The following is a 22,327-nucleotide window of genomic DNA, read 5'->3' on the forward strand; positions in this document are numbered from 1 at the left end:
ACGAACCCTTGCGAATGGTGCTTCATCAAGGCAGTTTCCGGGGGTTTTCGTAGGTGACGCGGCTGTAGGGCACCGGCATTTCGATACCGGCATTCGTTAATGCTTCATAGATGTCGATAGCGGTCTCGCTCTTGATGTCGAGCAGTTTTTCGTCGACCCAGAAATAGACCGTAAATTCCAGGTAGTAGTCGCCATATCCTTCGAAGAGGACCTTGGGTGCCGGCTCCTTGCGGATGCCCGGGTGTTTTTCGATGGCGGAACGGATGATGTCGATCACTCTTTTGGGGCTGTTTCCGAAGGCGACTTTGTAGTGCATTTTGACCCGGCGGCTTTTGGACGACAGCGTCCAGTTGATCACCTCCTTGGTGATGAAGTCGGCGTTGGGGACGATCACTTCCGAGCCGTCATAGGTTTTGATGGTCGTGGCGCGTACGCCAATCTTCTGGACATCGCCGAAAATGCCGTCCACCTCCACGACATCCCCCTGCTGAACGGGCCGCTCGAAGACGAGCAGCAGGCCCGAGACGAAGTTGGCCATGATGTTGCGCAGACCGAAGCCGATACCCACACCGAGCGCCCCGGCGATGATGCTCAGGTCGGTCAGCCGAACACCCAGCACCGTCAGGGCGAAGACGACGCCCGTGGTGATGATTAGGTAGCGGACGATCATCTGGATGGCCGCCGGCACGCCGCGGGGGAATTCGTACCGGCTGAAGAGCTCAAGGTCGAGGATGATGGTGATAAAGCGGGTGAAGAACCATGTGAGCACCAGGACCAGGACGAAGTCGACGATGGCACCCACCGAAACGACCACCTCGCCGATCTTCCACGATACCGACATGAGCTTCTGCCACCCGTTCTCCATGTAGTAGAGGAGGTCGAACTGCTTGAGGACGAGGAAAAGCCAATAGGCCATCAGGAAAAAGTTCGCGACGAATGTGAGGTAGTTTTGAATCTGGTGGGCATACTCCCGCAGCAGATGTTTCGATTCGATGGAGCGACGGCGCACGAACATGACAATCAACCCGCGGAAGATGCGGGCGAGGATTATGAAGACCATGAAGAGTATCAGCGACGTAATCAAAGAAGAGAGCAGTTTGACGGAGAGGTTGACCGCACCGACGATGTTGGCACCGGCGGAGAGAACGAGAATGAGAGGCAGGAGAGGCGCGAGACGGATGAAGAATCGGATCTCCGCACTGTAACCGGGGTGATGGAGAGGGCCGTTTTTTCGCATGAGACGCAGCGAAGCCGCAAGCATGATCAGTGCCATCAAAAGCCATACCAGCCGTGCTTCGTTCTGCGCTTCGACGATATGGGCCTGCACGACATTGAGCAAAAAGAGTGCTGTCAGCAGGTAGATATAGCGGCGTATTTCGGGAGTGACGATACGGTGGATGATCACCAGCAGGGCACTCAGTGCGACGATGGTGTTGAACTGCCCGACGGAGACAGGGCGTTCGGGATAGAAGAGCGGGACGATCAGGACCGCCAGAAGTACCGTCGCGGCGAGAGGATGTTCGACAAAGAACACCGATCCTTGTACCTTTTCGTCGTTGACGGGAAACAGCTTGCCACGTCTGTGCCGCACATAGAGGAAAAGCATCAAAAAGCCCAGCAGAAGCGTTGTGCCCATGTGGGCGTAGAGTGCGGAGGTGTTCGAAGTGTAGAAAAAACGTGCCTGTTTGACGATCTCGCGTACGGCGCCGGCACTCTCGAAAAGGTAGCTGACGGGGTGGATTTTCTCTTTCGAAAGCGATTCGAAGATGGGCGGATGGTCGAAAGTCAGCAATTCCATGCCCCGTTTGGCCAGCGCCTCTTCGAGGGCGGTTGTCATGGTTCCAAACTGCCGGCTCTCTCCTGAAATCATATCGATATAGGTGAGTGTTTTGTTGTAGGCTTTTTTGACGCGTTTTTGCATCGCCTCGATATGCGCCACGGTGTTGCTGGCTCGTTGAAGGATGGCCTCGGGGGCTTTTTGCTCTTTCGCGAAGGCTTTGGTCGCCTCCCACGACTCGTGCATCTCTTTGAGGGATTTGAGGATATCGGTGTAGATGTCGATCCGGTGTTTGAGTTTTTCGCCGTAGGTTTCGAGCTGTCTTTGATAGAGCATCGATGTTTCGTACCATTGACGCAGCTGTTTGATGTTTTGGCTGCTCAGGTCGTGACCGACGATCTCCTTGCGTATCTTTTCGATCGAGCGGATGAAATGGGGCAGGGAGGATTCGATTGCCTGAATCTCCCGGGGAGTTTCGAGACCTTTTTCCATCTCCGAAAGCCGGCTGGCCGCTTCGGTGGCCGCTTCGGGGATCTCGTCCAGTGCAAAGAAACGGGGTGTCTCCTGCGGGAGGGTGGAAACGGTATCGATGGGACGGGAAGAGGTTTTGGCATCGGAAGCCGCCAGAAGAGAGAACGATACCAGAAAAAGGAGGAACAGCTGTCGTATCATAATGTAAAATTATAGCCTTTTTCGTGAGGGCGGCGTTTGGGCATGCCTTTTTTCGGCGGATTTACTTGCACTTTTCCATCGTCTTGATCTCAAATTGCAGTCTGATATCCTGCCAGGTTTTGCCTTTGTGAAGATCGTAACAGGCTTTGTTGATGCTTCGCAGGGAAGGCAGCATCTCAAAATCGGCGAGGTCGATGTAGCCTTCCGCCTCAACATCGTCGCCGTCGAACTCGAGCTTCATCGGCACGGTTTTTGTTATGCCGTTCATTGTGATATCGACATTCGCGAAACTTTTGCCGAGACTCTTGATCTCTGCCGCAATGGTATGGACGCCCTGGACATTGAAAAAAGCTTTGATTAGTTTGGCGTCCCGGCTGCTGTTTTTCGAATTGACACTTCCCGTGTCGATGACCACTTTGGCGCCTTCAAGCAACCCTTTGACTGTTTTGTCGGGCATCGCGGATAGTTTGATGTTGCCGAACGTTCCGTCCACCCCGATTTTCGCGGGTGTTTTATAGGCCTCCCATCCGATTTCGAAGTCCATGACACGGTAGGTGCATTCGCCTGCGAAAAGTGAAATGGCGGCGATCATGGTTGCGATAAATCTTCTCATCTGTGGCCCCCTTTCCGTTTGGTTGACCTATCTTACCTTTTTGCCGCTGAAGAAACCTTATCGGCGTTTTCTTCACTGCCGGACAATCTTTTTGAGAGGATCTTTTTTCCGTCGTCGTACCAGATTCGTGAAATTGTCCGGTAGGACCAGGCATAACCCGAGTGGTCGATGCCGTAGGTTTCTTTCAGCAGAAGTCTTCCGTCAGCGAGCAGCACCTTCGTTTCATAGGGCATCTCCCGAATCCGTTTTTTCGCATCTTCTTTGGTCACGGAAACCACTTCGACCGTCTTGCCGTCGGGCAGGAAGTGGTTGGTGACGATACGAACCGGCGTGATGTGGTTGTTCTGGTAGACAAAATGCCTGTGGGTGCGCAGTCTTGCGTAATTTGAAAAGCGCCAGATATCCGATACGACACGGATGAAATGCCCTTTTCTGTACTCTATCATGCTGTAGCGTATGATGGAGGGTTCCGCGCCGAAAGAGTAAACCTCTATCGGGTAGAGCTTCGAACCGTCTGTCGCGTAAACGATACGCTCGGAAACCGTTTCGCTTCCTTTGAGGCGGAAACCGGCCGGGATATCTTTCGCCGAGGATACGTTCCGATCGGTTGCGAGAGGGAATCTGAGACCGTGAAGTTTTTCAAGTTGCAGTATCGCCACCTTCATCGGGGCGCTCAAAAGAGGCGGCCGGGTCTGACCACCCGCATCGTTTGAAAGATCTTTCAGTAATACACCGGAGCCTTTCTCTTTTTCTCCGAGTGAAGGAAGATGGGCCGAAATCTCTTCCGATACGAGCCTGGTAGCGAAGTCCACCTTCTGCTTCATGCCATACTCTTCGAGACTCTCCTGCATACGCTGACGTTCCACAACGAAGGGAAGCTCGAGTTCCTTTTTCTGAACAGCCGACACCGGTATCCCACCGATGCCGGATATGTTGCCCTCACTCCCGTGAAAGGCGGCACTTTTCGCCGGGATTGCGACAGTCGCGGCAGGACGGTTTTCGTAAATGAATTTGGCAGTGAAAAAGCCGCTTAGAAAGATTGCCGAAATCCCCAGCAAACCGCCGATGATATAGGAGTACCGTTTCAGTGCGCGATTCTTTTTCGTCTGGGGAACATACGCGTTCTGGGAGCTCTTCTTTTTTCTTGCGCGATACTCACTGTACCGTTCGAGGATAAAATTTTTTTCGGAAGAGAGGTCGTCTTTGCCGAAGTAACGCGCTGCGATATCATTGGGGATGTAGGCGGCGGAGAGAAGCGAATAGACTTTTTCGACGATTTTGATGTTGGAAGAGAGAGGAATGTTGTGCGTTACCAGATGGGCAACAAGATCGATGGCCCGCTTTTGGGAGGCATCCCACTCTCCCTGCTTGAGCACTCTCTGCAAATCTTCGTGGTTCGAAAAGAGCGCGATGATTCTTCTGATCTTCTCTTCCGTCGAGAGCGTTTTCTCTCTTTTTTCGGACCTCTTTTCTTTGATGAGTTTTAGAATCGCGTACGCCCACTCGATCAGCTGGGTATCCGGCGATGAGCTTTGGAGTGTCCGGGAGGCCTCAAGAAGCAGTTCCGTTTCGATGCCGCCCAAAAGATAGCGCCGTTTGAGCTCCAAAACCTCCTTTTCGGAGGGAATCGTCTCCATGAGAAACGTTGTTTTGTCATGCAGGTTCATCGGCTGGTTCCTTCCACTGGGAAATCGGGCAACAGTTTATCGGAAACAAACTAAAAAACACTTTTGAAAATATACTTCCCGATTTTCAATCGAAAGGCATCGTCTCCTGGCCGATTTCAAGATAACGGTTCCAGTAGTGCTCGACAAAGCGGCGTACCTTGTCATCTTTCGTAAACCAGACTCCCTCCTCTTTTGTCACATGGTTTGACAGAAAGATGCCGGCATCTTTTTTGGGCAGATAGAAGTCGTGTATCAGGGTGACGTATCGGGCGTGGTAAAGGGCTTTTTGCTTCCGGTAGGCCTCTGGCGAAAGATCGATGGCCAGCGTTTTCCCGTCGAATGCGAGGACACCCGCTTCAAAAAGGATGCTCAGATGCAGCAGCCCTTCCACGTAGTAGGGCTCGACTTCGGGTGTTTTGCGCCAGCTCATAAGGCCGACGGCGCGGGAGACGGTGTCGCGCAGCACCTCTTCGCGAAGGGCCTCTTCTTCGTGCATGAAGAATGCCATCAACCCGCCGACGGTCGCTTTGAACTCTTCGACATTCTTGTAGTTTCCGCTGCCGTTCATCGTCGTCTCCGTATCGTCGTCGACCCAGAGGATGTGGCCGTATTCGTGGCCGATGGTGGTGATTTCATAGACTTTGTGCCAAAGATCGGGCTGTTGGAACATCACATCGCGCTGATGCCGGACGAAATCGTCACCGAGAATTTCGCGGGCGATGCGCATGACGGGTCGCGATTTTTTGCTCTGCAGCACATTGTCCGCGAAAGCGAAGATCTTTTTGCCCAATTCACGGCTTACCTCCGTGTCGTTGGGAACGACCTGGGCCGAAAAGAGCCCCTGGAATTCCGCCCCGTAGAAGAGGGCGGGAATGCCGATGTAAAGCTGCGTGCGCCGCACCTGCTCGGCGCTCTTTTGCTGCAAGGCCTCCGCCGCTTCGCCGAACCCTTCGGCCAAAGAGGCGCTCATCGCTTCGATCTGATCGGGAATGTGGGTCTCTTGCATCAGTTTGGGAGAGGCGAGCCGCACATCCCACTCCAGCGCCACCGCTTTGCGGTAGTGATCTTCGTAATACTCCAGCGGATGGCCGATCTGGATGGGGGTGGTCACCGCCATCCATCTCCGGTCCACCTCGGCCCACTTTTTGATGAGCCCTTCGATCTCCATGTGTCCGAAAGCGTCGATGAGGGCGTCGAGATACGCAAGCCACGCTTGCTTTTGGCCGAAGACTTCATCCTCCATCCCCGCCAGGAGGTCGCGCATATTCTGGAGTTTGTTCAAAACCTCCTGTACCTCCATACGGAAGGCTTTGGCGTAGGGGACGCTTTTGAACCCTCTTTTCGTTCTTTTAAGTACAGAATAGCAGCGGTCTCCCACACATCCCTCTTCCCGCAGGTCGAGGAGGTTTTCGCTCTCCAACATTTCATAAATCTTCTCTTCGTCACCGTTGAAAAGCTCGAAAAGTTCCTGGTTGACGCCGTGGATGATGTGGGCGGTCCAGGCGCTCTGCCAGCTGCTCATCGCTTCGCCGACGCGGTGCGCTTCTTTGAGAATTTCCCGGTAAAACGGGGTCAGAAGTGCTTCATCCTCGATCCAGTCCAGTAGCTCCAGGTGGCGTTTGAGGTAGAAATCGGCTACCATCTTGTAGGCGGTCTCTTTCGCCTCGATGATTGCTTCTTCGTCGAACCCCTCCTTCTCCAGCACCTGCGTAAGCGCGTCGTCTCTTAGTCCGATGAGCCGTGTGAGCGCCGCCATGCGCGTCTCGGGCGTTTCGGGAAGCCCCAGCCGCCGCAGAAAGTCGCCGACCCACGCTTCCGCTTTGGCATGGCCGCCGCCAAGCAGGTCGTAGTAGCTTCCCAGCGCCTTTTGGCGCTTTAAAATTTCGTCGTAAATCGTCTGCAAGTCCTCCATGAAAATGGCGTAATAGGGGTTTTCGTTGTTTGTCATATATGTCCTCAACTTTTTGATAATAAAAGTGCCGATACGGATTCGCTTCGGATAACAGGTCGGCAAAGCGGGTCAGCTCCCCGCTTGTTTCACGATATGATTTTGTAGGCCGTGAAGCGGTTTTAGCCCAATTACTCTCTGTTTCTCAACATATCGATAATCGGTTTTGCCAGCCGCAACGCCTTGCTGCGGTGCGAAAGGCGCTTTTTCACCTCCGGCTCCAGCTCCCCCAGCGTTTTGTCGAACCCTTCGGGAATGAAGATCGGGTCGTACCCGAACCCCCCTTCGCCGCGGGGTGTGTCGATCACTTTGCCATGCATCCAGCCGTGCATCACATATTCCGCGCCGGGGGCGACGATGGCAATGGCGGCGGTGTAGTAGGCGGGGGCTTCGGAGAGCCCTTTTTCTTTGAGTCTGCGAACCAGTTTTTCCAGATTCTCCCGGTCACTTGCCCCCTCACCGGCGTACCGGGCGCTGTAGATACCCGGCTCGTTGTTCAGTGCCGCAACGGTGATACCGCTGTCGTCGCTGACGACGACAACGTCGTCGCGACCCAGGGCATCGAAGACCGCGCCGGCCTTGATGAGGGCGTTTTGGGCGAAAGTGTCGCCATTCTCCTCGATGGCCATGGGCCCCAGAAATTCACTGAAAGGTAAGATTTCGTCCTCTTCGAAAAGGGCTTGGATCTCTTTTACTTTACCCCTGTTTGAAGTGGCCAGTATAATTTGCATTCTTTTCAATCCTTTTTTCATCAGAGGAGTATAATTTTTGCAAAATTCTACCATAAGGAAAAATGGATGAAAGAGATCGTCAAAAAGACGCTGCCTCTCAGTCTGATTGTGGCGTTGCGGTTCTTTGGCCTATTTATCGTGTTGTCGGTACTTTCGCAGTACGCCGTGGAGCTGCCGGGAGGCACCGCATTCCTCGCAGGTGTCGCAGTCGGTGGTTACGCACTGACGCAGGCGGTGCTTCAGGTCCCTTTCGGTGTTCTCAGTGACCGTATCGGGCGCAGGAAGACGCTGCTGATCGGGCTGTTGATTTTCGCGGCCGGTTCGGTCGTCGCGGCGATCGCCGACAATATCTGGGTGCTGCTGCTGGGCCGTTTTCTGCAGGGGGCGGGCGCCATCGGTTCGGTGGTCACGGCGATGATCGCCGATCATGTCCGCGAGGACCAGCGGGCCCATGCCATGGCAGTCATGGGGATGACGATCGCCATGAGCTTTGCCGCGGCGATGATCATCGGGCCTGTCATCGGGGGTCTCTGGAGTGTCAGCGCCCTCTTCTGGCTGACGGCGATACTGGCGCTCATGGCACTGGCCATTCTCTTCACCGCCGTGCCGGAGCCGCCGAAGATCGTCCACAGCTATACCGAAGAGGAGGCGAAGATCAAGCATGTCTTCAAGGACAGAGATCTGGTGCGTATGTACATCACTTTTCTCTTTCACTCTTCGACGATGGCGATCGCCTTCTTCCTGATTCCGCTGGTGATGAAGCAGAAGTTCGGCATGGGCCCCGAAAACTACTGGAAGATCTATCTTCCCGCCGTCTTTTTCGGAATTATCGCCATGGGGCCCGCGGCGGTCTTTGGTGAAAAATACGGCAAAGGCAAAGAGGTCTTTTTGGCTTCCATTGCTTTCATTGCCGCCTCTTTCGCCCTGATGGGATGGAGCGATTCGGTTCTCTGGTTCGGCGTGGGTGCGACGCTCTTTTTCATCGGGTTCAACATGTTCGAGCCGCTGCTGCAAAGCTTTGTGAGCAAATTCGCCAAGGTGCACCAGAAGGGCGCGGCGCTGGGCGTGGCCAACACCTTCGCCTATGTGGGTATCTTTCTTGGCGGCGCCATCGGCGGCTGGCTCTATCAAACATTCGGAGCTTCCGGGGTTGCGGCCTTCGTTCTTGTCGTCTGTCTCTTCTGGGCGGCATGGGTCGCTACGATGCGAAGTCCGGGTGTGCGGGACAATCTTTTTCTCCCTTTCGCCGAGTTCGACAAGGCCAAAATCGATGGTCTGAAAATGATCAACGGCGTGACAGATTTCTACCTGAACGAAACAGAGGAGATCATCGTCGTCAAATTCGACAACGAGATCGTCAAAGCGGAGGTCATTGAGACCTTCATGAAAAAATCGTAAGAGAGGGAAACGCCCTGCCAATCGCCGGGTAGGCGCGGCAGGCATTCTTATTTCAGCAGCACGACACGCGCCAGGTCGCCGGGCTCTTTGTCTCCCTCGCCGGCATCGAGCCACAGCAGACCCGTATGGCCCAGCATATTGGTCAGGATGGCACTGCTGCCGCTGCGCTTGCCTTCGAAGTCGCAGAGATATTCGCCGTTTTCGAGGCGGATGTTGCAGGCGGCGAACTCCGTTTTGTTTTTCGTCTTTTTGCCGTAGCCATCAAGCACCCGTGCCGTGACGACAGGCAGCGTGTACTCCCGACCCTGAAGCCTGTAGAGAAGGGGAAGCACGTAGAGAATGAAGGTCACAGTGGAGGAGTAGGCAAAGCCCGGAAGAGCGACGATGAATTTGTTGCCCTTTTGGGCGACCATGACGTGCTGACCCGGCTTGATGAGTACCCCTTTGAAAGCGACGTCGCATCCCAGTTCGTCACGGACGACATCTTTGACGAAATCGAAATCTCCGACGCTCACCCCGCCGGTAGTGACCACGATGTCGGCACTGCGTAGTGCCTCTTTCATGGCGAATGTGATGGCGGCGCGCTCGTCATGGACGCTGCCCATCTGCACCGGTTCGCCGCCATGCTGTTTTACGAGGGCCTCGAGGGTGTAGTTGTTGGAACTGCGGATCTGTGCCGGGTTGTCGCTGCACTCGCCAAGTTCAAGCACTTCACTGCCGGTGGCCAGAATAGCCACTTTCGGTTTCTGGACAACCATCGGCGCGACGATGTTGAGGCTCGCCATGACGCCGATTTCGGCGAAACCGATTGTCGTGCCCCGGGGGACAAGCACCTCTCCCTTTTTGTAGTTTTCACCGACAGGACGGACCGAAAAACCCGTCGGGACCGGTTCGTCGATGCGGATGGTACTCCCCTCGACCGTGACATTCTCGATGGGGATCAGCGTATCGGCACCTTCGGGCATCAGGGAACCGGTAAAGGTTTTGATGGCCGTGCCCGGCACGACGCGGAGTCCTTCGGTGTCGTTGCCTGCGGGATTGATCTCGATGATTTCCAGTGTCCCGAGAGCCTGCTCGCTCCCGATAATCGCGTAGCCGTCCATCGCGGAGGTGGGATAGGCGGGTGAGTTTTCCGTCGCGACAATGTTTTCCGCCAGCACACGCCCCAGTGTTTCGGTCAGGAACAGCTTTTCGATACCCACCCCCTCAACGACGAGATCGTTCAGGCGTTCCATGGATTCTTCGAAACTCAACATTTTTGTCCTTTGGTCGTTTGACGTTTGATATGCGTTGATAATGGTTTTCAAATCGTTATTGACACGCGAGAAAGACCCATGCCATGTTTTGTCCAAACTCCGGGCCCGGCGGCCTTCGCCTCGCTATCTGCTGTTTGCCAGAAGCCCGCTGCCCTCCATCGGGGTGGAGCGGTCGGCAGCGTAGATGCGTTTGCTATCCACGACATCGTATTTCCATATCGGCGCGTTGGCTTTGAAGTCTTCCACGAAAGCTTCGAGCATCTCCAAAGCGACGCGGCGTTTGGGGCTGAAGATGGCGCAGGCGAAGGAGGAGGTGTGCACCGGCACATCCCCTTCACTGTGGGCCATCATCAGCAAAGCACCCTGTTTCGCGAGCCGTTCTTTCCAGCCATCGAACCATTGTCGAAGAAGGGGCAGGTAGATGTCGAAACTGAGTGCCTCGATCCCTCCCTCCTTGCGAACGGTACCGACGAAATTGACCATGGCGCCGTAGTTTTCGTCGGTATGGGCGCCATACCATCCCTCAAGCAGATCGGCGACGGGAAGGGGGCCTTGGTAGATCTTCAACATGGCCTCATCCTCCACACACAGGCGGCAGGAGGGAGACTCTGTCGCCCTCCTTGAGGGGAACGTCGAGAGAATCGACCATCGCGTCGTTGACGGCGACGGCGCACTGCCTGAGCCACTCCGCGACTTCGGGATCTTTGTTGAGCGCTTCCGCTACATCGGCGAGCGTCTCGGCCTCGATCTCCACCGGCTTCCTGCCGATCGGACCAAGAAACTCCACTTTGACTTTGGACATATGCGAATCCTCGTACTTTTTGAAGCGATTATAACATAGCACAAAGAGGCCGTGCCGTTTTAAATGCCATCTGATGTGGGCTTGAAAGGAGCGTCAAACCCTCTTGCCGCTCAATCAGAACCCCGAAGGCCATACTTCGTTATAATGGCGCCATGATTTTCGGAAAAATAGAGTATCTCAATCTGCTGCCGTTCCATCTCTTTCTCAAACGTTATCTTCGCTACAGTATCGAAAAGAAGGCGTGGCAGAAGCGGGGATCGGTACCGGCGAGCATCAACCGCGCTTTTCGGGCCCGTCGTATCGATGCCGCCGTAATATCGAGTATCCGCAGCCGCGGGTGTCGCTGCACCGATTTCGGCATCGTGGCCGACGGGGAGGTTCAGAGCGTTCTGCTTCTTCCGGGTGTTTTAAAAAACGATGCCGAATCGGACAGCTCCAATATTCTCGCCAGAGTTCTGGGCATGGAGGGGGAGGTGATTATCGGCGACAAGGCATTGCGCTACTTCCTTGCGCATCCTGGGGAGGCGGTGGACCTGGCGGCCGCGTGGCGAAAAAGAGAATCGCTCCCGTTCGTTTTCGCCCGGCTGTGCGCACATCCTCCCCATATCCGCCGACTCGAACGGATAACGAAACATTTCTTCGCCCATCCGCAGAAGATTCCCTACCGGACCCTGAAGGAACAGGCGGTGCGCCGCGGCATCGAGGTGGATCAGCTCAAAGCCTATCTGGGAAAGATCCACTACCGGATCGGCTGGCGCGAAAAGCGCGCACTCAAGCGTTTCTTCCGGCTGGCGCGAGGCGATCGTCCGCGTTGAGGGGGTATGATATAATATCCACCATGCATCCGAAAAAGACAATAAATAAGATAATTTTATTTTTGCTGGCTCTGTTCGTGCCGATGGTCGCGATGGCCGAAGAGCCGATTTTGCCGATTCCTCTGAAAGTGCCCTACGACCGGGTCAAGGCCAAGCTCGGGAAAATCCTTTTTTTCGATCCGAAAATCTCCTCCGACGGGACGGTCAGCTGCCACAGCTGTCACGATTTCAACCACGGAGGAGCCGATCCGAGACCCGTCTCGATCGGTGTGCACGGCAAACGCGGCAATGCCAATGCCCCCACGGTCTTCAACAGCTACTTCAATTTCAGGCAGTTCTGGAACGGCCGGGCGAAAGATCTCAAAGACCAGGCCAACGGTCCCATTCATAATCCCGTCGAAATGGATATGGTGCCCGCCGAAATCGAAAAGTATCTCCTGTCAAACGATCTTTATGCGGACAGCTTTCAGAAGATTTACAAACGCCCGCCCCGATACGACGATATGCTCGATGCGATCGCGGAGTTTGAAAAGGCGCTCTATACGCCCAACTGCAAATTCGACCGCTATCTGAGGAAGGAGAAGGGGGCCCGGCTCACAGACCATGAAGCGCGCGGATATCGCCTCTTCAAAACACTGGGTTGTGTGACGTGCCATAACGGTATCAACGTCGGGGGCAACAGCTTTCAGAAATTCGGCCTGATCATTCCCTATCGCTGGAGTGAAAAATTTCCGGATAGGTACGATATTACCCATGATCCGAAAGACAAAAATGTCTACAAGGTGCCGACGCTGCGCAACATCGCGCTGACGGCGCCCTATTTCCACGACGGGAGTGCTCCGACATTGAAAAAGGCATTGCAGAAGATGGCCTACCACAATCTCGGTTTCGAGTTGAGCAAAAAGGAGATTGATGCCATCGAGGCGTTTTTGCGGACACTGACCGGTGAAAAACCGGCGATTCTCCGCGAAGGCGACTGACGTGAAGCGGCTGCTTTTCAAGGTATTTGTCGCACTGTTCGCAGCGGCTCTGGGGGTGGGGCTGATGCTCTATCAGCAGAGCAGGATGAAAGAGGGATTCGAGCAGATCGAGCGTGTCAATACGGGTCTGCAGAGACTGCACGCGAATCTGATCGATCTTCAAAGAACGATTCTTGAGGCCAACTATCTGGTCTATTACAACAACGACCTTTTCTACAAAAAAATCGAAACTATCCGTTCCCAAATCGAAGCGCTTCTGCAAACGCGCAATTTCAACAACGTAGAGCATAAGCGGACCTATCGGTCGCTGTTGCGACTCGAAAAGCGTTTCGACCGGCTCGCCGAGACGATCAACAATTTTCTGACCCTCAACGCTTCATTGAAAAACAGCAGTATCTACCTGCCGACGCTCGCTCTCAAAGCTTACGACCTTTTCGATATCAACGATCCCGAAGAGCGCCGGATTATTTTGACACTCTCGCGCATCAACGCGAGCCTCTTTCTTGCCAAAAACGCGATGGACGAATCTCTTGTCAGCGAACTTTCGCAATACAAAAAAAAGCTCGAGAAGATGATGGAGAGCGTGGATGAGGGAGCGAAAAAGGGGCTTTTGCGGGTGTCGATTCTTCATTTGGGTCTCTTCGTCGATCTCTTTCCGCGGTTCAGCAAAGCTTTCGCATCCATACGGGATGAATCGCTCCAGGAAGAGATTGCAAAAACGATGGAGACCTTTGCGAACGAGTCTTCCAGTGAGATAGAAAAGATCAACCGTATCGGCGAACTCCTTCTGGTGCTCTACCAGATTACGATCGGCATCGTGCTCTACTTCGTCTTTCATTCGGAAAAGGAGACTATCCGTCTCAAAAAGACACAGGAGCGTCTGCAGCGTTCGCTCATCACCGACCATTTGACGGGTCTTGGCAATCGGGAAGCCTTTGTGCAGGATTTCGGAAAGATGCGCCATCCCGCCCTCATTCTGGTCAACATTGACCGTTTCAAGCATATCAATGAGTTTTACGGTACGGCGGTCGGAGACCACCTGCTGCAGGTTGTCGCCCAGATTCTCGAAGAGGTTGTGCCCAGGGATCTTCATGCCCGTTTCTATCGGCTTGGCGGGGACGATTTCGGCATTCTTTTCGAATGCGAGGATGGCGAACTTCTCAAAAGTGTCATCGAAAAGGTTCTCAAGCGGTTCGAAGAGGACAACTTCGATATAGACAGTCTCACGCTCGATATCTCGGTTTCGATCGGAGCAAGCATGGCGGAGAAGCTTTTCGAGACGGCCGACATGGCGCTCAAGACGGTCAAAAGCTCGAGGCGGAAGCGGTATGCAATTTACGATCCCTCTCTGGACGTTTCGGAGACGATCGCCCGCAATATCTTTGCGCTGAAACAGCTTAAAACAGCTATCTCCCAGGATGCTGTCATCCCCTTCTTTCAACCCATTATCGATCTAAAAGGCGAACGCCCCCCGAAATATGAAGCGCTGGCGCGCCTTCGCATCCGTCACGGGGAGACGATTGCCCCCTACCACTTCATGGAAGCGGCGAAACAGGCGAAACTGAGCGGTCTTATCACAACGCGGATTCTTAGGCAGACTCTCGAAGTCGCGAAAAAAACCGGTGCATTCTGCAGTGTCAACCTTTCGGCGGAGGATATCGCGAGCCGGTACGACCGGGAGCGGATCTTTGCGCTTTTGAGCGACCACAAAGAGGTGGCTTCCCTGATTACATTCGAAATTCTGGAGACGGAAGAGATCGAAGACTACGAAATCATCGCCGAATTCATCCGTCGGGCGAAACATTTCGGATGCTCCGTCTCGATCGACGATTTCGGCAGCGGCTACTCCAACTTCGAAAAACTTCTCCAGCTCGATATCGATCTCATCAAAATCGACGGGTCGTTGATCAAGGAGGTCGATCACAATACCCATGCCGAGCTGGTGGTACGTACGATCGTCGATTTCGCCGAGGGAGCGCGACTGAAGACGGTCGCCGAGTTCGTCCACTCCAAAGCAGTGCTTGAAAAGGTCGAAAAAATGGGAATCGACTATGCCCAGGGCTTCTATCTCGGGGAGCCCAAACCGGCCGACTTCTATTTCAAGGAGTGGTAAAAAGGCCATTCAAAAGGAGCGAACATGGACCTTGAACAGCGTTATGCCCAGGCGTGTCTTCAGATTTTGCGGGACGATGACCTGGTTTTACCCAAGAAGATCGCCAAAGAGCTCTCCTCCCACCCTTTCGCTTCGGAATTCATCGAAGATGAAAAAGGGACACTCTATCTGAAAATTTACGGCAGAGAGCATTTCATGCTCACCCAGATCGTGCCGCTTCTAAAGAACATCGGTCTGACGGTCCACAGTGAAATCTCCTACGACATCCCTTTCGAAAAGGAAAAGGTGTACGTCAGCCGCTACCGCATCGGCAACGAACAGGTCGCCGACATCAAACGCACGAAAGCCAACATTCTCGATCTTCTTAAGCGGATGCTCTGCCATCCAACCCTCCCAAACACACCCCTGCTGAAACTGACGCTGCTGGAGAACCTTTCGCCTAGAGAGCTCGAACTTCTCAACGCCATGATCGATTTCGAGAACCAGCTGGTCCTTTCGTTCAACCGGGTCACCATTACCGATGTGCTCATCAAATACCATGAAGTGACCAAAGCGCTGCTGACCTATTTCTATCTGAAGTTCAATCCGGCTCTCAAGCGGCGCAAAAGCGAGATCGCCAAAAGCGAAGAGAAGATCGAGGCGCTTTTGCACCCGATTACCCATATAACCGAAGACCTCGTGATCAGGATGTTCTACGAAATTGTCAAGCGGATGGTCCGTACCAATTTCTTTCTGGAAAAAGAGACGATCGCTTTCAAAATACATACCGATGAAATCCAGAGCAGGATCGACGGTATTCAGCCTCGCATCGAGGCGTTTGTGCACCATTACCGTCTCAGCGGCGTGCACATGCGTATGGGGCCCGTCAGCCGAGGGGGCATCCGCTGGAGCGACCGTTTCGAGGATTTCAGGGTCGAAGTGCGCTCTTTGATGCTGACACAGGAGGGGAAGAACGCGATCATCGTTCCAAGCGGAGCCAAAGGAGGATTCGTCATCCGCCTTCCGAAAGAGGAGATAACCAGAGAGAAATTTGCCGCTTTCTATGAGCTTTATATCGACGCGCTGCTCGATCTCGTGGACAACAAAGAGAATGAGCGGACCCTCGTCAATCCCAAAATCGTCCGATACGATAACGACGACACCTATTTCGTCGTAGCCGCCGACAAGGGAACCGCCCATATGAGCGATAGGGCCAACGCCATCGCGCTCAAACGGGGCTTCTGGCTGGGCGACGCCTTCGCCAGCGGCGGAAGTCACGGCTACAGCCACAAGGAACTCGGCATAACGGCCAAGGGCGCTTTGCGCTCCGTTGAGCGCTGTTTTATCGAAAGTGGCGTCAACTTCTATGAAGCACCCGTGACTGTCGTGGGCATCGGGTCGATGAACGGGGATGTCTTCGGCAACGGCATGCTTCAGAGCCGCCACTTCAAGCTACTGGCCGCTTTCAGCCACAATGAAATTTTCATCGATCCCAATCCCGATCCCGAAAAAGCCTACAAAGAGCGTGCGCGGCTCTTTAAGGCGAGCCCCAAAGGCGGCTGGGAGTATTACGACCCCAAAAAGATAAGTGACGGGGGCGGTGTCTTCCAGCGGGACGCCAAAGAGATTCCCCTCTCGCCCCAGATGCAGAAAATGTTTCGTACGACCCGACAGAGCATGAGCGGCGAGGAGATGGTTCAGGCGATTTTGCGCATGAAAGCCGATCTGCTTTTCAACGGAGGGGTCGGCACCTATGTCAAGGCGAGTTTCGAGAGCAATCTCGACGTCGGAGACAAGGCGAACGAAAATGTCAGGATCGATGCGTCGGAGCTGCGGGTGCGGGCCGTCTGCGAAGGGGGCAATCTCGGATTCACGCTGCCGGCGCGCATCGAATATGCGAAGGCGGGCGGTTTTATCAATCTCGACGCCATCGACAATTCGGCCGGTGTCAATACCAGCGACTACGAAGTGAACCTCAAAATCACGCTTGGGGCCCTCGTAAAAAAGGGGCAGCTTGACGAGGAGAGCCGCCTGGAAGCGCTGAAGCGTCAGGCCGACATGGTGGTCAACAGGGTGCTTTGGACCAACTACCACCAATCGCTGGCGATCTCCCTCGACTACCGCCGCAGCCAGACCGACATCGTCCCTTTTCTTCAGGCGATCTCTCTGCTGGAGCGCGAACTTCCCGTCTTCAGCAGAAAACAGTTCTACATCCCCAAAGATGAAAAGATCGAGACGGTACTCGATGACAACGAGGGGTTGGTGCGCCCGATTCTGGGCACACTGCTCTCCTATACCAAAATCTTCGTCAAACGCCTACTGCTCCAGAGCGATATGCTCGACGACCCCTTCGCCCAGGAGTACCTGCTCAAATATTTCCCGAAAACCTTTACGACGATTTACGAAGACGAGATTCTGGAGCATCCTCTCCGTCATGAGATCGCCGCGACGGTCATGGCCAACAGGGTCATCAACAATGCGGGCATAACGTTTGTCAGCGATTACGACGAGCTGGGCCCCGAACGGTTCGTTTCGAAAATCAAGAGCTATCTCATCTGCAACCAGCTTTTCGGTTCCAACGATATTCGCTACGAGATATTCCGCCACGACTACGAGCTGGATGCCAAGACGCAGTACGCACTGCTTTTTGAAATCGAATCGACACTGGATTTCAGTGTGAGCTGGATGATGCGTCATCTCTCGCCCGATCAGATCCACGCTCCGACACTGTTGCGCTACCGGAGCGAAATGGCCAGACTGATGGAGATGACACCCGAAGAGAATATCAAGCCCATTCTCAATACGAAGAGCCCGGTCAACCGCTTTTTCCATCACCTGCCCTATATGAAATTCACGGTGGCCGCCATCATTCTCCATGAACGCAACCACCGGCGTTTCGACGAGACGGCACGGCTGATTTACGCCATTATCAAGAAACTCCATATCAACGAGATTATGGATGCGCTTGAAAATTACCGTCCGAAAAACGCGGAGGAGCATACGATCAAAAAGCAGCTGGAGGAGTTCATCGAGTTCGCCGTGACGTCACTGAGCGAAAAGGTGATCCACTATCAGCGCAAGGGGGAGACGATGGAAAAGGCGCTGGAGAGTTATCTGCACGATTGCGAGGAGCGGTACGGGGCGCTGGAGGAGGGATTTGAAACGTTCATGCGGCGGCCGGTCGTGGAGAAACTCGAGGATATCGCGATTCTTGTCAACAACCTGATGCAGATTACACTGGAAAATCCGATTTGAAAAAAGAGGGGGCAGGTGCCCCTTTTATTCTTCGCGAAGGTGCTCCAGGAGTTTTTGGATGCGGGCGATCGTCTCCCGCTTTCCGATGATGCTCATGACGTCGCTCAGGTCCGGCCCTCCAAGCCGGCCGATCAGGGCGACGCGCAGGGGCATGCCGATCTTGCCGAAACCGATCGCCTTCTCTTCGACGAAACGCTCCATCAGGGCGTGGTAGTCGGTGGGAAGGTGGAGTTCGCCCCCCTCTTCGACTCTTTGCACAAAGGCTTGCAGAATCTCCGCCGCATCGCCTTTCATCGCTTTTTTGATCGCCTTTTCGTCGTAGTTTTCCGGTGTTTCGAGGACCTCTTTGATCTGTTCGGCGATCTCTTTGACGGTTTTGCAGCGCTCTTTGAAAATATCGAGAAGAATCTCCCGTTTGTCGTGGCTGAGCAGGTAGAGACCGAAATCCTCCAACAGCCTCGCCAGCCGCTCGTTGGAGCTGTTCTTGATGTAGTGGGCGTTGAGCCATAGCAGTTTGTCGGGATTGTACTGGCTGGCGCTCGCGTTGATGTCGCCCGGGTCGAAATGTTCGAGCATCTCGTCGAGGGTAAAAATCTCCTGGTCTCCGTGGCTCCAGCCCAGACGCACCAGGAAATTGAGCAGCGCTTCGGGCAGGAATCCCTGTGCTTTGTACTCCATCACGTCGGTGGCCCCGTGTCGTTTGGAGAGTTTTTTGCCATCGGGGCCCAGAATCATCGGCACGTGATAGAAGCGGGGCAGCTTGAAGCCCAGCGCTTCGTAGACGATGATCTGCTTGGGCGTGTTGTAGAGATGGTCGTCGCCCCGGATGACGTCGGTGATGCCCATCAGCGCGTCGTCGATGGCGACAACGAAGTTGTAGGTTGGGGTCCCATCGCTGCGGGCGATGATGAAGTCGTCCACCTCGCTCGCACCGATCGTGATGGTGCCCTTGATGCCGTCCTCGAAGACGATCTCCCCTTCCAGGGGCGCTTTGATGCGGATGACGGGTTCCACCCCTTGCGGGGGGGTGCCGGTGAAGTCGCGGTATCGTCCATCGTAGCGGGGACGCTCCTTGCGGGCCATCTGCTCTTCGCGCAGTTTGTCCAGCTCCTCTTTGCTCATGTAGCATTTGTAGGCTTTTCCCTCATCGAGGAGTTTGATGATGTAGCTTTTGTAAAGATCGAAACGGTCGGACTGGTAGATTGGTTCGCCGTCGTAGTCGAGCCCCACCCAGTCGAAGGCTTCGATGATCTTTTTCGTCGCTTCGGCGGAGTTTCTGCTAAGATCGGTATCTTCGATGCGGAGTTTGAATTGGCCGCCGTTTTTGCGTGCCCACAGATAGTTGTAGAGGGCGGTACGCAGTCCGCCGATATGTAGGTATCCCGTCGGGGAGGGTGCAAAACGTGTCACAACCATGGTTATAGCCTTGATATGAAAATTGTGGGTATTATACCAAAGAAGGGGTTCTGCCATTTCTCCCTTTCGCATCTTTTCGATAAAATAACCGGACAATATCATCAGAAGGCAGCAGCTGACAATGAGATCGAAACTGAAAATCCTTTTTTTGACGGCTCTTTTGGGCGCCATGAGTCTGCAAGCGGGCCTTGTCGATGCGATCAGCATCATCGTCGACGACGAACCGATCACGCTTTATGAAATCTACAAGGCCCAAAAGCAGCTGGGACTCTCCAAGAAGAAAGCGGTCGAATATCTGATCAAGCAGAAGCTTAAAGAAGAGGAGCTCAAACGGCTCGGTATCCAGGTAGACGAGTTCGATGTCAATCAGGAGATCGAGAAGATTGCCCAAAAAAACGGGATCGACTCACTGAAACTACGCGAAATCATGGCAAAAAGAGGCATGGATTGGAATGCCTACAAGAAGCAGATGAAGGAGAAGCTGCTGCAGGAGAAACTCTACAAGCGCATTTTGAGCACGAAGATCCAGCCGCCGAGTGACGAGACGCTGCAGGAGTACTACCGGCTCCATCTGAGCCGGTTCTCGATCCCGGAAGAGATTCAGGCCATCCAATATTCGGCCCCCGATCGCCGTTCGCTCGCGGAGGCGATCAAAAACCCGATGGCGGCCATCCCCGGTGTCACGCGCGAAGCCAAGAGAATCCGATCCAGCCAGCTCAACCGGCAGCTGCTCTTTCTTCTGACCCAGACACCCAAAGGAAAATTCACACAGGTTATCCCGGTGAATGGGCAGTACGTGACATTCTATATCCAGGATTTTGTCAATCCCCACCCCATACCCTACGAGCAGGCCAAGCAGCAGGTCTATATGCAGTGGATGGAAGAGAAGCGCCAGGAGGCGATCAAAAGCCATTTCGAAAAACTGCGGGCCACGGCGAATGTGAAGGTGTTGCGGGCGCCTTAACGGCGAATGTGGCGCAGGGTCAAAGCGACAGCACGTTCAAACCGGGGCCCGCTCATGCGAGCCACTGGACGATATTTTTCTCCCTCTGCCAGCGTTTCAAAGGTGCTCTTCCAAGTATTTCGTGTCGAATCTGTTTTCGATGAAGTCGGGGTTGCGCATCATTCTGCGATGGAAGTCGATGACGGTTTTGATGCCTCCCACTTCGAATTCGTCCATGGCGCGCTGCATCTTTTTGATGGCGCGCTCCCTGTTCTCTCCCCAGACGATCACTTTGCCGATCATCGAATCGTAGTGCTGCGGGATGATATAGCCGGCATGGGCATGAGAGTCGATGCGCACATCCTTGCCGCCGGGTGCGATCCATTTGCTGATCTTGCCGGGGCAGGGCATGAAGTTGACCGGATCCTCGGCGGTGATGCGGCACTCGATGGCGTGCCCTTTGAGCTGTACGGCACTCTGCTCAAACAGCTCTTCGCCTTCGGCGATGCGTATCATCCATTCGATGATGTCGATGCCGCTGACCATTTCGCTCACGCAGTGCTCCACCTGCAGCCGGGTGTTCATCTCCATGAAGTAGAAGTTTCTATGCTTGTCGACGAGGAATTCGAAAGTTCCGGCACTTTCGTAACCGATGTGCTTGGTCGCTTTGACGGCCGCTTCGTGAAGGCGCGAGCGCGTCTCGTCATCGAGGAAGAGAGCGGGAGACTCCTCGATCAACTTCTGGTGACGACGCTGCATCGAGCAGTCCCGCTCACCGATGTGCACGGCATTGCCGTGGCTGTCGGCGAGCACCTGTACTTCGATGTGGCGGGGGTTTTCGATGAACTTCTCCATGTAGATGGTGCCGTCGCCGAATGCCGTGATCGCTTCACTTTCTGCGGCAAGGTAGGCGTTTTCGATGTAGCTTTCGTCTTCCACGACACGCATGCCGCGTCCGCCGCCGCCCGCGGCGGCTTTGAGGATGACGGGAAACCCCATCTCCTTGGCGAGTCTTCTAGCCTCCTCGACATCCCTGATGGCGCCGTCGCTGCCGGGAATGACCGGCACGCCGGCCTCTTTCATCACCTGCTTGGCTTTGCTTTTATCGCTCATAAGAGCCATCACTTCGACACTGGGTCCGATGAATTTGATGCCGTGGAATTTGCAGATTTCGACAAAGTTCTGGTTTTCGCTCAAAAACCCGTAGCCGGGGAAGATGGCGTCGCACTCGCTCACTTCCGCCGCCGCGATGATGGCGGGAATGTGCAGATAGCTTTCGCCGCTTTTGGGGCCGCCAATGCAGATGCTCGCGTCGGCCAGGCGCAGGTAGCTTGCCTCTTTGTCGGCGGTGGAGTAGACGGCGACCGCCTCTTTGCCCATCTCTTTGATCGTTCGGATGGCCCGCAGTGCGATTTCGCCCCGGTTGGCGATCAGAATGCGTTTGATTTCAGCCATATCAGAGTTTCTCCACCAAAAAGAGGGGCATGTCGTACTCGACGGGCTGGCCGTCTTCGACGAGAATGTCGAGGATTTTGCAGTCGAACTCCGCCTCGATTTCGTTCATGATCTTCATCGCTTCGAGGATGCAGAGGGTCTGACCTTTCTTGACCGTGTCGCCCACCTTCACGAAAGGCGGCGAGTCGGGTGACGGAGACCGGTAGAAGGTGCCGACCATAGGAGAAGTGATATAGACGGCGTTTTCGGGCAGCGATTTCTCCTCTTTCGCCGCTGCGGGAGCCGCGGGAGCCGGTGCCGGTGCCGCAGCTGCGGGGGCGGCCGACTGCTGGATCGCTGCGGAAGCCGGCGCAGCACCCTTTTCAAGCGTGAGTCCGAAGTCGCCGTTTTCGACTTTGAGCTTGCTCAGATTGCTGTTGTTAAATACTTTTATCAGGTCTTTTATCTCTTTCAGATTCATTCTTTTCTCCAGATGTAAGTGTGAGTGTATTATAATATCACAACTTT

At 54.4% G+C, this 22,327-nt stretch carries 17 protein-coding genes; 6 read left to right on the plus strand and 11 right to left on the minus strand.

Features of this window, described 5'->3' with window-relative positions; all coding sequences use genetic code 11:
- Window positions 1-25: 25 nt before the first annotated feature.
- From JMG82_RS08445 to rdgB, 5 genes are all read right to left on the minus strand, one after another.
- Window positions 26-2,449: a mechanosensitive ion channel family protein gene (locus JMG82_RS08445; protein ID WP_201352313.1), complete on the minus strand. Its 2,424-nt coding sequence runs from the start codon at window positions 2,447-2,449 to the stop codon at window positions 26-28.
- A 61-nt stretch (window positions 2,450-2,510) separates the two neighbouring features.
- Window positions 2,511-3,062, minus strand: a complete 552-nt coding sequence (locus JMG82_RS08450) for a YceI family protein (RefSeq protein WP_201352314.1) — start codon at window positions 3,060-3,062, stop codon at window positions 2,511-2,513.
- 32 nt (window positions 3,063-3,094) lie between these two features.
- On the minus strand, window positions 3,095-4,729 hold the full coding sequence (locus JMG82_RS08455) for a hypothetical protein (protein WP_201352315.1): 1,635 nt from the start codon (window positions 4,727-4,729) through the stop codon (window positions 3,095-3,097).
- An 85-nt stretch (window positions 4,730-4,814) separates the two neighbouring features.
- Complete coding sequence (gene ciaB, locus JMG82_RS08460) at window positions 4,815-6,677, minus strand: invasion protein CiaB (RefSeq protein WP_236579120.1); 1,863 nt, start codon at window positions 6,675-6,677, stop codon at window positions 4,815-4,817.
- A 131-nt stretch (window positions 6,678-6,808) separates the two neighbouring features.
- Complete coding sequence (gene rdgB / locus JMG82_RS08465) at window positions 6,809-7,408, minus strand: RdgB/HAM1 family non-canonical purine NTP pyrophosphatase (RefSeq protein WP_201352316.1); 600 nt, start codon at window positions 7,406-7,408, stop codon at window positions 6,809-6,811.
- Window positions 7,409-7,474: 66 nt separating this feature from the next.
- On the opposite strand from rdgB, the gene JMG82_RS08470 reads away from it, so the two are divergent.
- Entirely contained in the window at window positions 7,475-8,806 is a 1,332-nt protein-coding gene (locus JMG82_RS08470; protein ID WP_346727039.1) for an MFS transporter, read from the plus strand.
- Between the two features lie 47 nt (window positions 8,807-8,853).
- Here JMG82_RS08470 and JMG82_RS08475 read toward each other — a convergent pair whose 3' ends face one another.
- The 3 genes from JMG82_RS08475 to JMG82_RS08485 all read right to left on the minus strand — a co-directional run bounded on the left by JMG82_RS08475 (window position 8,854) and on the right by JMG82_RS08485 (window position 10,864).
- Window positions 8,854-10,062: a molybdopterin molybdotransferase MoeA gene (locus tag JMG82_RS08475; RefSeq protein WP_201352317.1), complete on the minus strand. Its 1,209-nt coding sequence runs from the start codon at window positions 10,060-10,062 to the stop codon at window positions 8,854-8,856.
- A 123-nt stretch (window positions 10,063-10,185) separates the two neighbouring features.
- Complete coding sequence (locus JMG82_RS08480; RefSeq protein WP_201352318.1) at window positions 10,186-10,632, minus strand: molybdopterin synthase catalytic subunit; 447 nt, start codon at window positions 10,630-10,632, stop codon at window positions 10,186-10,188.
- A 4-nt stretch (window positions 10,633-10,636) separates the two neighbouring features.
- Entirely contained in the window at window positions 10,637-10,864 is a 228-nt protein-coding gene (locus JMG82_RS08485; protein WP_201352319.1) for a MoaD/ThiS family protein, read from the minus strand.
- A gap of 152 nt (window positions 10,865-11,016) precedes the next feature.
- Here JMG82_RS08485 and JMG82_RS08490 point away from each other — a divergent pair, with 152 nt between their 5' ends.
- From JMG82_RS08490 to JMG82_RS08505, 4 genes are all read left to right on the plus strand, one after another.
- Entirely contained in the window at window positions 11,017-11,679 is a 663-nt protein-coding gene (locus tag JMG82_RS08490; RefSeq protein ID WP_201352320.1) for an MqnA/MqnD/SBP family protein, read from the plus strand.
- Window positions 11,680-11,741: 62 nt separating this feature from the next.
- Window positions 11,742-12,659 carry a cytochrome-c peroxidase gene (locus JMG82_RS08495; protein WP_236579121.1) on the plus strand — a complete coding sequence of 306 codons (918 nt, stop codon included), beginning with the start codon at window positions 11,742-11,744 and terminating at the stop codon, window positions 12,657-12,659.
- A 1-nt stretch (window position 12,660) separates the two neighbouring features.
- On the plus strand, window positions 12,661-14,772 hold the full coding sequence (locus tag JMG82_RS08500) for an EAL domain-containing protein (RefSeq protein ID WP_201352322.1): 2,112 nt from the start codon (window positions 12,661-12,663) through the stop codon (window positions 14,770-14,772).
- A gap of 24 nt (window positions 14,773-14,796) precedes the next feature.
- Window positions 14,797-18,006: an NAD-glutamate dehydrogenase domain-containing protein gene (locus JMG82_RS08505; RefSeq protein WP_201352323.1), complete on the plus strand. Its 3,210-nt coding sequence runs from the start codon at window positions 14,797-14,799 to the stop codon at window positions 18,004-18,006.
- A gap of 24 nt (window positions 18,007-18,030) precedes the next feature.
- Here the strand turns inward: JMG82_RS08505 and gltX are convergent, their stop codons facing one another.
- Entirely contained in the window at window positions 18,031-19,422 is a 1,392-nt protein-coding gene (gene gltX, locus JMG82_RS08510; protein WP_201352324.1) for a glutamate--tRNA ligase, read from the minus strand.
- A 121-nt stretch (window positions 19,423-19,543) separates the two neighbouring features.
- Here gltX and JMG82_RS08515 point away from each other — a divergent pair, with 121 nt between their 5' ends.
- Window positions 19,544-20,386, plus strand: a complete 843-nt coding sequence (locus tag JMG82_RS08515; RefSeq protein WP_201352325.1) for a peptidylprolyl isomerase — start codon at window positions 19,544-19,546, stop codon at window positions 20,384-20,386.
- A gap of 96 nt (window positions 20,387-20,482) precedes the next feature.
- Here the strand turns inward: JMG82_RS08515 and JMG82_RS08520 are convergent, their stop codons facing one another.
- Both JMG82_RS08520 and accB read right to left on the minus strand, forming a co-directional pair.
- Window positions 20,483-21,820 (minus strand): acetyl-CoA carboxylase biotin carboxylase subunit, encoded by a 1,338-nt coding sequence (locus tag JMG82_RS08520; protein WP_201352326.1) that lies wholly within the window; start codon window positions 21,818-21,820, stop codon window positions 20,483-20,485.
- Window position 21,821: 1 nt separating this feature from the next.
- A complete protein-coding gene (gene accB / locus JMG82_RS08525) occupies window positions 21,822-22,280 on the minus strand; it encodes an acetyl-CoA carboxylase biotin carboxyl carrier protein (protein ID WP_201352327.1) in 459 nt (152 codons plus the stop codon).
- Window positions 22,281-22,327 lie beyond the last annotated feature (47 nt).

Source organism: Hydrogenimonas urashimensis (assembly GCF_016593255.1).
GTDB classification, from domain to species: Bacteria; Campylobacterota; Campylobacteria; order Campylobacterales; family Hydrogenimonadaceae; genus Hydrogenimonas; species Hydrogenimonas urashimensis.

Excerpts from the sequence above, each read along its gene's own strand:
- JMG82_RS08445 (WP_201352313.1), bottom strand. The coding sequence starts at position 2,449 with ATGATACGACAGCTGTTCCTCCTTTTTCTGGTATCGTTCTCTCTTCTG.
- JMG82_RS08450 (WP_201352314.1), bottom strand. The coding sequence starts at position 3,062 with ATGAGAAGATTTATCGCAACCATGATCGCCGCCATTTCACTTTTCGCA.
- JMG82_RS08455 (WP_201352315.1), bottom strand. The coding sequence starts at position 4,729 with ATGAACCTGCATGACAAAACAACGTTTCTCATGGAGACGATTCCCTCC.
- ciaB (WP_236579120.1), bottom strand. The coding sequence starts at position 6,677 with ATGACAAACAACGAAAACCCCTATTACGCCATTTTCATGGAGGACTTG.
- rdgB (WP_201352316.1), bottom strand. The coding sequence starts at position 7,408 with ATGCAAATTATACTGGCCACTTCAAACAGGGGTAAAGTAAAAGAGATC.
- JMG82_RS08470 (WP_346727039.1), top strand. The coding sequence starts at position 7,475 with ATGAAAGAGATCGTCAAAAAGACGCTGCCTCTCAGTCTGATTGTGGCG.
- JMG82_RS08475 (WP_201352317.1), bottom strand. The coding sequence starts at position 10,062 with ATGTTGAGTTTCGAAGAATCCATGGAACGCCTGAACGATCTCGTCGTT.
- JMG82_RS08480 (WP_201352318.1), bottom strand. The coding sequence starts at position 10,632 with ATGTTGAAGATCTACCAAGGCCCCCTTCCCGTCGCCGATCTGCTTGAG.
- JMG82_RS08485 (WP_201352319.1), bottom strand. The coding sequence starts at position 10,864 with ATGTCCAAAGTCAAAGTGGAGTTTCTTGGTCCGATCGGCAGGAAGCCG.
- JMG82_RS08490 (WP_201352320.1), top strand. The coding sequence starts at position 11,017 with ATGATTTTCGGAAAAATAGAGTATCTCAATCTGCTGCCGTTCCATCTC.
- JMG82_RS08505 (WP_201352323.1), top strand. The coding sequence starts at position 14,797 with ATGGACCTTGAACAGCGTTATGCCCAGGCGTGTCTTCAGATTTTGCGG.
- gltX (WP_201352324.1), bottom strand. The coding sequence starts at position 19,422 with ATGGTTGTGACACGTTTTGCACCCTCCCCGACGGGATACCTACATATC.
- JMG82_RS08515 (WP_201352325.1), top strand. The coding sequence starts at position 19,544 with ATGAGATCGAAACTGAAAATCCTTTTTTTGACGGCTCTTTTGGGCGCC.
- JMG82_RS08520 (WP_201352326.1), bottom strand. The coding sequence starts at position 21,820 with ATGGCTGAAATCAAACGCATTCTGATCGCCAACCGGGGCGAAATCGCA.
- accB (WP_201352327.1), bottom strand. The coding sequence starts at position 22,280 with ATGAATCTGAAAGAGATAAAAGACCTGATAAAAGTATTTAACAACAGC.